10 protein-coding genes and 1 pseudogene are annotated in these 13,202 nt (G+C 46.1%); 4 read left to right on the top strand and 7 right to left on the bottom strand.

Annotation, left to right across the window (positions count from 1 at the left end):
- Positions 1 to 322 precede the first annotated feature (322 nt).
- The 6 genes and pseudogenes from MC7420_RS44230 to MC7420_RS32055 form a co-directional block, all read right to left on the bottom strand.
- Positions 323 to 509 (bottom strand): annotated as a pseudogene (locus tag MC7420_RS44230) (Uma2 family endonuclease); the annotation flags it as partial.
- A 494-nt stretch (positions 510 to 1,003) separates the two neighbouring features.
- On the bottom strand, positions 1,004 to 2,494 hold the full coding sequence (locus tag MC7420_RS32075) for a TldD/PmbA family protein (RefSeq protein ID WP_006105939.1): 1,491 nt from the start codon (positions 2,492 to 2,494) through the stop codon (positions 1,004 to 1,006).
- 168 nt (positions 2,495 to 2,662) lie between these two features.
- Positions 2,663 to 3,574 carry a transglutaminase family protein gene (locus MC7420_RS32070; RefSeq protein WP_006105951.1) on the bottom strand — a complete coding sequence of 304 codons (912 nt, stop codon included), beginning with the start codon at positions 3,572 to 3,574 and terminating at the stop codon, positions 2,663 to 2,665.
- A gap of 66 nt (positions 3,575 to 3,640) precedes the next feature.
- A complete protein-coding gene (locus MC7420_RS32065; RefSeq protein ID WP_006105941.1) occupies positions 3,641 to 4,588 on the bottom strand; it encodes an alpha-E domain-containing protein in 948 nt (315 codons plus the stop codon).
- A gap of 105 nt (positions 4,589 to 4,693) precedes the next feature.
- Complete coding sequence (locus tag MC7420_RS32060; protein ID WP_006105917.1) at positions 4,694 to 6,145, bottom strand: circularly permuted type 2 ATP-grasp protein; 1,452 nt, start codon at positions 6,143 to 6,145, stop codon at positions 4,694 to 4,696.
- A gap of 283 nt (positions 6,146 to 6,428) precedes the next feature.
- On the bottom strand, positions 6,429 to 8,933 hold the full coding sequence (locus tag MC7420_RS32055) for a PhoD-like phosphatase (RefSeq protein ID WP_232231830.1): 2,505 nt from the start codon (positions 8,931 to 8,933) through the stop codon (positions 6,429 to 6,431).
- Positions 8,934 to 9,023: 90 nt separating this feature from the next.
- Between MC7420_RS32055 and MC7420_RS32050 the strand changes: the two genes are divergently transcribed.
- The 3 genes from MC7420_RS32050 (at position 9,024) to MC7420_RS32040 (ending at position 11,110) form a co-directional block, all read left to right on the top strand.
- The gene (locus MC7420_RS32050) at positions 9,024 to 9,752 is read left to right on the top strand and encodes a Crp/Fnr family transcriptional regulator (protein WP_006105958.1); all 729 of its coding nucleotides are present in this window, start codon (positions 9,024 to 9,026) and stop codon (positions 9,750 to 9,752) included.
- Between the two features lie 327 nt (positions 9,753 to 10,079).
- Complete coding sequence (locus tag MC7420_RS32045) at positions 10,080 to 10,493, top strand: response regulator (protein ID WP_006105892.1); 414 nt, start codon at positions 10,080 to 10,082, stop codon at positions 10,491 to 10,493.
- An 86-nt stretch (positions 10,494 to 10,579) separates the two neighbouring features.
- On the top strand, positions 10,580 to 11,110 hold the full coding sequence (locus tag MC7420_RS32040; protein ID WP_044210942.1) for a shikimate kinase: 531 nt from the start codon (positions 10,580 to 10,582) through the stop codon (positions 11,108 to 11,110).
- A gap of 238 nt (positions 11,111 to 11,348) precedes the next feature.
- On the opposite strand, the gene MC7420_RS32035 is transcribed toward MC7420_RS32040, so the two are convergent.
- A complete protein-coding gene (locus tag MC7420_RS32035; RefSeq protein ID WP_006105953.1) occupies positions 11,349 to 12,368 on the bottom strand; it encodes an AI-2E family transporter in 1,020 nt (339 codons plus the stop codon).
- A gap of 282 nt (positions 12,369 to 12,650) precedes the next feature.
- On the opposite strand from MC7420_RS32035, the gene MC7420_RS32030 reads away from it, so the two are divergent.
- Positions 12,651 to 13,037 (top strand): hypothetical protein, encoded by a 387-nt coding sequence (locus MC7420_RS32030; RefSeq protein WP_006105928.1) that lies wholly within the window; start codon positions 12,651 to 12,653, stop codon positions 13,035 to 13,037.
- Positions 13,038 to 13,202 lie beyond the last annotated feature (165 nt).

Genomic DNA, 13,202 nt, shown 5'->3' with positions numbered 1-13,202 from the left:
CCATGGAAGAAAAAGCGAAGCATCCTTTGGTCTCCCCCTTTTTAAGGGGGACGGAAGGGGGATCTAAAAGGGGGACGGAAGGGGGATCTAAAAGGGGGACGGAAGGGGGATCTAAAAGGGGGACGGGAGGGGGATCTGAAGGGGGACTTTGATCTACTGTACTTTATTACAGCGCAAAGCTGTGAATGGTGCGTTACGCTGCGCTAACGCACCCTACAAATAATCGATTTTAAAGCGTACATTGATACACCAATTAAGATGACTGGTTGATAAATTCCTCTAAGGATTCCACCTCTAAAACAACTTCCCCTAAACCTTCCAATTGATGAATATCTTTTTTCACACCTGTGTCCATCGCAGCGGTAGACGGTGACATGAGTTCGATAATCACTCACATCAGGATAGCGACCTTTTTCTTGCCAAACAACCCAGCCTTGGCGTTCGCACTCACCATCTACATTCAGAACCACAAAGAAATCAGATCCTCTAAAATCGCGATCGCGAATCTGCTGACCGTGGTGATATCAAACCTAATAGGTACTGTTTGTTCAGTAGTCAACTTAAAAAGAAGTAACCACAAAGGATAACGCCGTCCTCTTGCGGCACGAAAATCTGGCACTTAGCTTAAGGCTTCCAAGAGATTGCCCTTCATGATAGCAAATGACTCAATTAAACTAGGGTTTCAATATTTAGTTTACGCGCTTATCATGGTCGCCCTAATTTTCTCTCATCACTGCGGAATTAGCCCTGCTTTGCAAGGGGGGAGATCTGTGGAAAGGGGAGCAAGAATGTAGGGACGGGTTTAGGGACTCACTTGGATGGCTTAACGATAACTGAACAACAAAACCCCGCCCTTTATTCAAGGGTTATTGGCTTCGTTGACACGTTGAAAGGCTAAGGTTCCTTTACTACGAACACTGTCCTCAAAACTTGAGCGGGGCGGGTTTAGTTGCATTTTGGTGCAAAAGAAACGATAATAGTCAAACCCGCCCCTACAGACGGATCAAGATGCGCCGCCGATGTGGATATTTCGCACCCGCACCGGAACACAAGCATGGGTCATTTGGGCGATTTGCATGGGTTCACCTTTACCGCATAAATTTGTCCCGCATTGTTGCCATTCAGACTTAGGTCCGATCGCGTCTACACTGTTCCAAAAGTCGGTGGTCATAGAATGATAGGTGACATCCTTTAACATTCCCACTACTTTGCCCTTTTCTACCTTCCAAAACGCATCACCACCAAACTGAAAATTACGCCGTTGCTGATCAATGGAAAAACTGCCAATGCCATCAATTAAAATACCATCTTCGGTATCGGCAATCATTTCGGCTAATGTCGCCGTATGACTTCCCCCCTCGACTCCCGGTTCTAAGCCTAGATTGGGAATGCGTACCATCGGTACACTTGACCAACTATCGGCAAAGGCGCTACCGTTACTACTGCCTCGCCCCAATCGATAGGCGGTTTCGCGATCAGTCAAATAATCAACTAACATTCCGTCCTTGACAACGTACCACTCTTGTGATGGTACGCCCTCGTCATCATACCCCATGGTACTGCGTCCACCAGGTTGGGTGCGATCGGCTTTGAAATTGACCCAAGGTGCGGCATACTGGAGTTTCCCTAATTTATCAGTGGTGGCGAAACTGGTGCCAGCAAAGTTGGCTTCATAGCCGTATACTCGATCTAATTCTGTGGGATGTCCTACCGATTCATGAATCGTCAACCACAGGTTTGTCGGTTTCAGAATTAGCGTGGTGCGAATACCAGAGGGACTTTTCGGTGCATGGACTTTTTCAATCGCTTCTTCCGCAACTCGTTCCACTTGAGAAAGTAAATCCGCTCGGATAACATGCTCATAGCCCTTATTCATCGGCGGGCGTTCATAGCTGCGATTTTGAGCATCTCCATTCGCGATCGCGGTACAGCCAAATCCAGGATAGGTTCGATACAGCGTTTGGTGAATCAGCGAACCTTCCGTTGAAGCAAAGGTCTTATCTTCCTTGGTAAATTGTAAATAAGAATATGCCTTTTTAATCCCCCGTTCGCCATAACCCAGCAGTTGGTCATTAATGTGCAACAGTAAATCGGCTTTCTCAGTAATCGGGATACTAAAGGGGTCAATTTCCATCGGAGTGATGTAGGTATCCTGATAGGCGGCGACAGGAACCAGTTGCACCCTTGTCCGCTGAGACAGGCGACTCCCCTTGGCAATTTCCACCGCTAAGGTAACCAGGCGTTCCACCTCTGCAGGCGTTTTATAGGGACTCGCCGCAAAACCCCACGCCCCATCCAGTAACACCCGCACCCCAAAGCCAGCACTAACATTATCACAAAGTTGACTCAGAGAGCGATCGCGGGCATAAAGATTTTGATGGCGGTAGGTGCAAAATCGGACATCGCCGTATTCACAGCCAGCTTGACGAATCAAATCAATCGCCAGTTGAGCCAAATCCGTTGCGGTGGTGGTTGGGGTGAGTGCTTGTACCATAGTCTATTGCTGATAATTAAAATCCATTGATACCGAGTTGCGTTCTATCATGTCATTCTGAGCGAAGCTATAGCGAGGAACGAGATACGAGAATCTGGACAGATGCTTCGCTACACTCCGTTACGCTCAGCATGACAAATTCTACCTTAGACTGCAACTTGGTATGACTTAGGTTAAATGTATTGTATCGGACTGAAAACCGCTATATTCATCTCTGGCAATCGACAAATTAATCTTCATATCCGACTCAATTTTCTTACCTCCTTCACCCACCGATTTCGTTGTCGCGATCGCACCGGAAATCGGAGCAGCATACCGGGGTATAGCACAAGCCACGAGGGGAATATGGCGATCTGTAACAATAACACCTTGATTCGGATCATAGCCTTGCCAGCCTGCACCCGGGAAGTAAATCTCTACCCAAGCATGAAGATATCGTTGCGATCGTTCTAGATTCCCTTCCTGATACCCACTAACAAATCGTGCGCCTAATCCCATCACCCGACAAACATCCATGAATAGTACCGCTAAATCGCGACAAGAGCCTTTCTTTAAGTCCCAGGTTTTACGGGGAGACCGAGGTGCACCTTTTTCCCGATACTGGGGTTTACAATGGCTGTAGAGATGTTGGTTTAGTGTTTTGACAAAGTTAACGGTATCGCCATTAACTTGCTGGTAAATATCCTGGGCTAATTGCTTGATCGAATTCCCGGAGGTAGGGTCATAAAATTGCTGATAATGCTGTAACTGAGAGAACCAGTAGTCGGGGTATGTAATCGGTAATTGAGTCGCCCAGGATTCCAGTGGAATGGTATCGGGATTAGTTCGACAGGTTTCGACAACGGATGTAGCGCTGATCGTTAATTGTTCGGTACTGGTATTAAATAAAAGTTTCGCGATCGCGTTTCCATCAAGTTCAATAATCTCAGCAATTTTCTCATGTTTAGGTTCAACATCCAATATAAAGGAATGCAGTTGCTGAGTCCCGTCACACCGGGGACGTAACCTCAAGATATGGGGTTTTAAAATAACGGGTTGATTATAGGTATAGGTTGTGGTATGACAAATTTTATAACGCACGATAATTTAATCTCCCCTGCTCCTCTAGACGTGCCATGGCACGTCTCTACATGTCTCCCTCGCTCACTATACAGGTTCTACCGCACAAAATGTTTTCGAGATTTGATTGCCGACTTGATTAATTTCGATTTGCATTTGATTTAAAAATTCATGCAAACCATTCTCAAAAACATCTTCTATGGTCAAATATCCGAGTTGAGAACACAAACGCCCTAAAGCGCGTTCGGCTGGGTTGCACCAGGTTCCACGGGGGGTGCTAGTAATTTGATGCAATGATTGTTCCGCTTGCGCTAGACAGAAGTGAATTGAGCGGGGAAATTGGCGGTTTAAAATTAGAAATTCGGCGACACCGTTAGGAGTAATCCGATGCTGAGACTTGCGATACATCTCATAAGCACTAGCCGATTTGAGCAGTGCCATCCATTGAATTTGATCCAATGGCGTTCCTACCCACTGTACTGAAGGAAGTAACACAAAATACTTCACATCGAGAATTCGGGTTGTTTTATCTGCCCGTTCTAATAATCGACCCAGTTGCCCAAAATGCCATCCCTCATTATGCGTCATCGTGGCATCCATAACCCCAGCAAAGCGATGGCTAGCCAGTTTGACTTGGGTACAAAAGTCAGGCAATGTCCCCAATGCTCCTGCTTGAGACGCCTCTTTAACCATCAGGAAAAATTGATTAACCTCTTCCCACATTTCTGAAGATATTACTTCCCGAACCGAACGGGCATTCTCGCGAGCCAGTTGGAGTACAGATAGAATCGAATTGGGATAGTTCGAGTCAAAGGTGAGGAAGTGGATAACATTGTCCGAGGTAGCCTCGCCGTAGCGTTCTTGGAATACATCTCGATCCCCCGTTGTAATCACTAAGGGTTCCCACTGCTGAGTCACTCCTGGGGGCATATCCAGCATGGAATTTAAGTTAACATCCACAAATCGGGCAATATTTTCTGCCCGTTCGATATAGCGATTGAGCCAATAGATAGAATCAGCAACCCGACTTAGCATAAGTATTTATTCGTCCTTTGTCTTATGTCCTTTGTCATTAGTCATTAGTCCTTTGTTGAGGAAGTTATGAACAAAGGACTAGCCCTGGAACAGGTAATTCATGCATCATTCATGAAAGTGATTCAGCACCCACGTATCTTTACTTCCGCCCCCTTGGGATGAATTGACGACTAGAGAACCCTTTCTCAACGCCACACGGGTTAATCCACCGGGATGAACATAAATGTCGTCTCCCCGATGCAAAATATAAGGGCGCAAATCGACATGTCGTCCTTCTACCTGATGATCAATCAAGGTTGGCACTCGCGACAAGCAAAGGATCGGTTGGGCAATATAATTGCGAGGATTGGCTTTAATCCGTTCAGCAAACTCCGCCCGTTCCACCTCAGTGGAACTCGAACCCACTAACATACCATACCCCCCCGACTCATTCGCCGCCTTCACCACTAATTTTTCTAAATTATTCAGGACATGGTTACGGTCTTTTTCCTGCCAACATAAATAGGTGGGGACATTGGATAAAATTGGCTCTTCTCCCAGGTAATAGCGGATCATTTCTGGGACATAGGCATAGACAACTTTATCGTCCGCTACGCCTGTTCCGGGTGCATTGGCTAAGGCGACTCGCCCTTGGCGATAAACGTCCATCAATCCCGGTACGCCTAAGAGGGAATCTGGACGGAAGACGTGAGGATCTAAAAAGTCATCATCCACACGACGATACACCACATCCACTCGCCGCAATCCTTGCGTCGTCCGCATTTGCAAATAGCCATCCACGACGACTAAATCTCGACCTTCCACCAGTTCCACACCCATTTGCTGGGCTAAAAAGGAATGTTCAAAGTAGGCGGAGTTGTAAATACCGGGAGTAAGGACAACAACCGTAGGATCAGGAAGTTGAGGTGGTGCTAAATTGAGCAGCGTTTCTAGCAAATGGCTGGGATAATCGTCCACGGGTTGAATTGCCAGGGTTTGGAAGATTGCCGGGAATGTACTTTTCATCACCCGCCGATTTTCCAATACGTAGGAGATGCCCGAAGGTACACGCAGGTTATCTTCCAGAACATACCATTGACCCTCGCGATCGCGCACCAAATCTGTTCCGGTAATGTGACACCAGACATCGCTGGGCGGCTTTAAGCCGATGCAAGGCTTGAGAAATCCCGTTGCCGAAAACACAACTTCGTGGGGGATTTTGCCATCGTTGAGAATACGCTGTTCCCCATACATATCGTTGAGGAAGAGGTTCAGCGCTTGAATCCGTTGTTTGAGTCCACCCTCTAAAGTTTGCCATTCCTGAGCCGAGATAATCCGGGGAATGATATCAAAAGGGAACACCCGTTCAATACCCTGATTATCACTGTAGACGCTAAAGGTTACACCCAACTTGAGCAGAGCAATTTGAGCCGTTTCCCGGTGTTGTTGGAGTTCATCAGGGCGTAATCCCTGCATCCACTTAATCAGGGCGGCGGCTGACTGTCGTGGCTGCCCTTTGGCTGAAAACAGCTCATCATAGAAGTCTTCTGGATTGTAGAGATCCCATTGTACTGCCACGTTTACTACACCCCTCCTCCTTGATGTACACCCTACGTATTCCAAGATTGGTCTAAATTGGATCTAGAACTGTAGTGAATATTACCGTTTGCTGAGTGTGCAGGTAAAGATGTTCTCGGAAATATAGCGCTAAGCGCTAGGCAATAGGCAATAGGCAACACCTCGGCTTCGCTCGGTGTGTCATGGGCAATAGATAAAGTAGAGTTTTGAGTTAACCTCCCCTATCTCCCCCAGCTCCCCCAGCTCCCCCAGCTTCCCCTTCCTCTCCCTTGTGCCTTCTGCCTTAACTGTTAATTGTAGGTAACGGGGGAGGCGACTCTAACCGCAGGGGTTCAAAATATCGACTTTTAACCACAGTATTCGGCTTCCAGGGTGGATGCCAATATACGTCTTGAATCACGGCTTTATTCTCATCTGGCAACCATTGGAAACTGATAACGCTAATGTTATTACAGCCGACAATTTCGTCACCCTCTTGTAGCCAGCGATTGCGCCATAACCACGATAGAGAACCGAATAAAACTCTTCGCCATAAGGGTGGCTTTTTGCCGGATTCTGGCTGGGGATGTCGTTTCAGCCAAGGAACGGGTTCAGCTTTTTGGCGTTTACTCCATGCGGTTCGATACCGCCAGTCGGGTTGCGATCGCTCCTCCTTGAGGGCGACTTGCCACGCGATGTCCCAAGTGCCTTGAGGAACCTGGATTTGCTGCCAAAAGGGTCCTTGACTGGGGACTGGCACATCTTGGATTCTCACCTTACCGGGAGTGGCGATCATTTCCACCAGTGGCGGCGGTGTCTGCCATCCGACCCAATATTCGGATTGTTCTAATGCTAGTGATTTAACTTTGGTATGAACTAAATACGTTTTTAAATCAGCATTTTTGATGGAACTAGAGGTTAACTGGACTAGCACCGATGCCGAGTCATGATTGTCCCTCTCTTCCGCTTCCCAGACATAGCCGACGGCTTGTCTCTGGAGTCTCCCACGGGAATTAGCCCAATAGTTGAGGCGAACCACGGAGCCATAGTGAATATCTCCTGAGAGTAACACAATGCGATCGCGTCGCTGAAATAGCGCAGTTAATAGCTTACTAAAGGCGACATCGTGAAAGTTCCACGAATCCCCCACATCTGTCCCAAATACCTTACCCTGATGCCAATGCCACCGTTGGGCGATATCCACTAATGACGCATGAATTAGGTTTGTCGGTAAAACAATTAATGTGGCTTCAATCCTCGACTTACCCGCCGCTTTTAGCTGATCGGTTTCTTCTAGAGGATCTTCAATCTGCTGGTCAAAGGCTGTCGGGGATAATAGCATTGGCGGCGCGATCGCTTGATCCTCTCCCATGGGAAAACCGCGCCACGTCCGCGTATCTAATACGATAACTTCGTGCTTAAAACTTCTAACGCTATAGTGCCAGGTTAAAGTTGGAGTACCATCGGAATTATTTCGATTCAGAATTAAAACCGCTCCATCCTGTTTCAATTTCGGCAATCCTGTTTCGGCTTCAATGTCAGGCACTCCCAAATATTTTCCCATCGTTTCCCAGGCGGATGCATCTGTCCCGGCTGATTCTGACCATTGTTGCAACACTTGCAAGAATTTTTCTCCCGGTTGCTCAGAGGTAAACTGTTCTGGTGTATTTCCCCACGCCTGACATAAGGCATAAGCTAATAGTCCATTTTGGACGATCTGTCTGCCCAGAGGTTTACCTAAAACTCGGTTACACCACTCCCGATTCAAATACCAATCATCGCTAACATCGTGGTCATCAAAAACCATATAAGTTGGGATATTCGCTAGCGATCGCCTGACTTGCCACAAATACCTGGAAAAGTCCTGAATCGCATCAACTTCCTCATCCCATGATTTCGACTTTTTCCCCCTTGTCTTGCCTTTAGTAAGATGATTCACCCACAGGATTGGTGACCAAGATAACAGATACATTCCCAAATATTCACCCAGACTAAACAGATGGCTTTTAGCGCGTTCGGGTTGATTCTCCAGCATCGCCGTTAAGCCAGCATAATTTCGGGCAATTTCTGTGCGCTGTCCCGGTTTCCATTCACTCACTTTTTTCCAGGAATACCCCTTGACAAAATCACCTTTATAGGGCAATTCTTCCTCCCAACCGAGTAACGTATTCCCGATATCGCTGAGGGCGGCTAACAGGGGATCAGCGACATCATCGGCGTAAATTTGATCCCCCGTTAAAAAGAGTTGATGAGGTCTATGATTAGGTTGATCGGCTGACTGTTCGATTAAACCATCTAGCAGGGGTAGGGCATCTTGTCCGTTTCCGTGGGCTTTGCGACAGGAACCATGAACGATCCGCAGATGATTTAAGTCATCCGGCGGCATGGCAAATGTGGGCAGATTGTGGTCTAAATAGCTAACGGTGATAACTGGGAAAACGTCTCTGGCGTTGAGGGCATCGTTGAGGGTTTGATTGCGATCGCCAAATTCCAAATCGTAGGCATAAATTTGTCCCGGTTCGAGTAAGTATCCATCAATGGGTTTAGCCGTTACCGCGACAATATGCAGGTATTTGCCCACAGCTACAGTGGCGCGTGATCCAGTCAACTGTTCCCGATCAAGGCTTTTTCCCTGACCTGCGATCGTGGTATACACTCGAAGCGTGACCACACTCGGCGCTTTCAGTGCCAGCCAAACCGTGACGCCATCGGGATCAGTACGCCGCAAGATGGGACCTGCCAAAATGAGCGGCAGGTGTGTCAGTTGTTCCTCAAAATCGCTGTAGGTGTCGATCAAGGGCAAAGCCAAAGGGATGAAGAATGAGTTGTCATGCAGACTTCATACTACCAAAAAATGCTCAGATGTTCTTGACAACCTCCCTGAAAATACTATACTGAAATGCCCTCATTAAATAGCAATTTGATCAGGATTAATCAACTGCTGACGGCTCTAGCCGATCAGGAATACCAACGCCTTGTTCCTCACCTCGAAGAAGTCTCTGTGCCATTAGGACAAATTCTTTATCAACCTGGAGAACCGATTCTCCATATCTATTTTCCGAATCGGGCGATGGTTTCTTTAGTCACCCTCTTAGCAAATGGTTCGACAACAGAAGTGGGCATGGTAGGGAAAGAGGGGATGGTGGGGATTCCTGTATTTCTGGGGGATAGGATGGCAATTAACCAAGCCGTTGTGCAACTTGAAGGCACAGCGATGAAAATGGATGCCTCGATTCTGAAACGCGAGTTTGATCGAGGGGGTAGATTGCAACAATTGCTCCTTTTCTACACCCAAACCCTATTAAATCAGGTAAGTCAAACGGCGGCTTGCAATCGCCAACATCGGCTAGAACAACGGCTGGCTCGTTGGTTACTCTCGGCTCAGGATAGTATTTCTGGCTCTGAGTTGCGACTCACTCAAGAATTTCTGGGCAATATGCTGGGAACCCGTCGTGCTACGGTGACAGTCGCGGCGGGCAAGCTTCAGGAGGCAGGTGCAATTCGCCATCACCGAGGAAAGATTACCATTCTCAATCGGGAACTGTTGGAAACTATAGCGTGTGAATGTTACAGCGTCGTCAAACACGAGTGCGATCGCTTACTTTATCCGAAACAGGGCGATCGGTGATTTGTCTTATGTCATTCGTCATTCGTCATACTCAAGGGAGCGAGAAGCAAGCTACGTCATTTGTGATAATTGAACGGTTAGGGCAGGGCGGGTTTAGTTATATCAGGGTGAAAACGAAACGTTAGTGGTAAAACCCGCCCCTACAAAAGATGTTTCATCGGAACGTCTCAGCTCCCCCAGCTTCCCCAGCTCCCCCAGCCCTACCTCTGTACGCTACCGTACCGACGAATACTCTTCATTGTGTAATGCTTGAACAGCAAAAGGTCTAACTCAATCTTTGCCAGCGTAGGCGATCGCGGTTGAATCAACAAAAGCTAAGCGACACTAATGAACCATAATTTCAAAAATCGGCGGATTCTAGTTGTAGATCACAATGCCGATTCCAGAGAATTACTCAGCATCATTTTTGAGCAAGAAGAAGCCAATGTTCTGACTGTTACTGGCGCGAGGGAAGCTTTAGAGGTATTTGAGGATTTTCAACCGGATATTCTACTCTGCGAGCTACTTCTGCCGGAAGAAGATGGCTATTGGCTGATCCGTCAAATCAGAGGCTTAGAGACAAAACCAGGGTATCATGTCACCGCGATCGCGGTGACGGTAGCAGCGACTGAGCAAAATCGCCAACTCGCCCTAACCGCAGGGTTTGACAGCCATATCGCCAAACCGCTCAAGGTTGATGATTTATTAGCGATCGCGGCTATCCTTGAGCAGGGTAAATTTTGTCCCCAATTGGCACAATAAGCTAAGATGCATTGAAATTTTATAGGATGCAATCAGGTAGAATATAACTCGTCTTAACCAGGAGATGAGAGAGAAACACTTTAGTGATGAACGATTTATTAAAAGGCATCAATGTCTACCTGATTGGCATGATGGGTGTCGGTAAAACCACCGTAGGACAACGATTGGCAAAAGAACTAGGCTATCGTTTTGTAGACACAGATGTCCTAATTGAACAAGTAGCAGGACAAACCATTAACCAGATTTTTGCTGACAGGGGGGAGGACGAATTTCGCCAGTTAGAAGCTCAAGTCTTGTCAGAAGTATCCGCTTACACTAACTTGACTGTTGCCACAGGTGGTGGCATTGTACTCAAACAGATGAATTGGAGTTATCTGCACCAAGGTTTAATTGTCTGGTTAGATGCACCTGTAGACCTATTAATACAGCGTCTGCAAGATGATACTACACGCCCATTATTACAAACAACTGATCCAACAGCAGCACTGCAAAATTTACTTGATAAACGGCGTCTTATGTATGCAGAAGCCGATCTTCACATTCCAATTAGTGTCAGTGATACACCGGAATTCATTACATCACAGATAATGGCAGCAATTCCTTCAGTTCTTAAATAAAATTAAAGGAGTAGGTTGGGTCGAGGAACGAGACCCAACAAACAAAAACTTGATCCAAATCTGTTGGTTTTCACTTCGTCCAACGCCACATGGAAAATGCTTTTTTAATAAGCTGTTCGGCATTTAAACCTTAATATCAATAATGGCGCAATCCTTGTAGTGCGTTTAGCGAAGCTATGGCGCAGGTTTTGCATTTTGCTCACTACTAATACCCAATTTAAATGCATTACAGCTTAAACTATTCCCATTTGTTTAGGATATCCTTGACCAAAACTTCTTTTAAGCAAACCTGAGCCACGACAACAATAGGAAGCGCCAGAAACAAACCAAAGATACCAAAAAATATAGCAAAAGCCATCTGAGATAATAACGTAACCGCTGGCAGCAAAGACACCTGTTTTTGCATAACCAGCGGAGTTAAAATATTACTTTCAATTTGCTGAATTACTATATACAAAATCACCACCGCTAGAGCTTTCCAAGGCGAATCCAGTAAAGCCAATGCCACGGGCGGAATTACACTTAAAGTCGGACCCAAATTGGGGATAAACGTGAATATACCCGCTAACAAACCATTCGCCAGTGGCAATTGTACCTGCAAAATCCATAACCCAAGCCCACTCAATATAGCAATTACCGTCATGTTAAAGAGAATACCGACTGCCCAACCTCCCAGAGTATCTTCACATTCATCCAGAATCTCCTGAATTCGGCGGCGATAAAAGGCAGGAAAGAGGAGGATAAAACCCCGGCGGTATGGTTCAGGATTGGCGAGTAACATAATGGTGACAACCACAACTAGCAACATATTCAAGACTAGACCAATTGAGCTGTAGAATATATCAAAAAAGTTGCCAAAGAGTTTTGTTACCCATGAGCGCAGATTTTGAGTAAAAACATTCAAACCGCCAATATCATCTAAAAGTCCATCGGGAACCAAATTTCTTACCCAGTTTGCCCATTCAGGAATTTGTTGTAATCCAATTGGAACTAAATCGATCAATTGCTGAACTTGATCAATAAAGGGGGGAACAACCAGGACAAAAAAACCACTTAGTAATCCTAGACAAAAGCCCACAGATATAATAATAGCGAAAGCGCGTTTGAGCCGAAAGCGGAGCAGAAATCTCACCAGACGGTTAAGTGTAGTGGCAAAAACTACGGCAGCAAAGCCGAGTAAAATAACCGTTTTGATTTTCCACAAGATGTAAACTGAGAGGATAAATAAAAATAATCCCAGCAATGAACCTATACGCACAAACTTGCCTCCACTCAAGGATTAGGTTAACCTTACATTTTGCACGTTTATCAGTAAGCCCCGACACCCGCTAATTTCCACCAACCTACTTAATCGTAGGCAAAGAAGCGCTATGGGCTTCTTCTACGCAGAAGGAGAGATACTTGGCTCTGGGAGTGGTGATAGCACCCCGATGTTGGTGGTAGAAATGTCAGTATTGCTCAAACTCTAACTTTCCATAGACGATAAACTTGCCTCAGTATGCTTTGCTAAGGTATAACCGTTTATCAATAATAATGCTTTATGACATCCACTTCACTAACAGAACCAGCAATTGCTACCTTGGTACTGACAAACGCTGTAGAAAAAACAGGTAAACCAATCGAAGGACAGTTGCTTGAACAACGGCACAAATTATGGCATCTACTTCAAGATAGATTTCCCACAACGGCAAATGAGATAGAACTAACTGAGCAACAGCCATTAAATGGCAATCAAGCGGCTCGCCTTGCCAAACATATAGAAGAAGTCGCCAAAACCGACTCAGAGGTTGCTAAAAGCGTCCAAGCTATAGCGGATACCGTACAGTCTCAACCCAAGAGCCTCGATAAATTCACGAAGATAGCTCAAGACATTAAGATGGGAGTACAGGATCAGATTGCTAATAAAACTAACTTAGATTTATCTTAGTTTCGCAAGACGTTTCCTTGTCAGTTATCAGTTGTCAGTTATCAGTTATCAGTTGTCACAGACTTAGCACGAATGGCACTGAAATAAGCATTAGGGAATCACCGAAACCTTTGATATACCGTAGGGGCGTGGCACACCTTATTTGATGAATTAGAATTACGCCCG

The sequence above is a fragment of the Coleofasciculus chthonoplastes PCC 7420 genome (assembly GCF_000155555.1).
Lineage (GTDB): Bacteria > Cyanobacteriota > Cyanobacteriia > Cyanobacteriales > Coleofasciculaceae > Coleofasciculus > Coleofasciculus chthonoplastes_A.
Note: the sequence above shows the minus strand (reverse complement) of the source record. Positions and strands in the feature narration are given on the sequence as shown.

What these genes read in the sequence shown, in the direction of transcription:
- MC7420_RS32075 (WP_006105939.1), bottom strand. Translation starts at nt 2,494, where the DNA reads ATGGTACAAGCACTCACCCCAACCACCACCGCAACGGATTTGGCTCAA.
- MC7420_RS32065 (WP_006105941.1), bottom strand. Translation starts at nt 4,588, where the DNA reads ATGCTAAGTCGGGTTGCTGATTCTATCTATTGGCTCAATCGCTATATC.
- MC7420_RS32050 (WP_006105958.1), top strand. Translation starts at nt 9,024, where the DNA reads ATGCCCTCATTAAATAGCAATTTGATCAGGATTAATCAACTGCTGACG.
- MC7420_RS32045 (WP_006105892.1), top strand. Translation starts at nt 10,080, where the DNA reads ATGAACCATAATTTCAAAAATCGGCGGATTCTAGTTGTAGATCACAAT.
- MC7420_RS32040 (WP_044210942.1), top strand. Translation starts at nt 10,580, where the DNA reads ATGAACGATTTATTAAAAGGCATCAATGTCTACCTGATTGGCATGATG.
- MC7420_RS32030 (WP_006105928.1), top strand. Translation starts at nt 12,651, where the DNA reads ATGACATCCACTTCACTAACAGAACCAGCAATTGCTACCTTGGTACTG.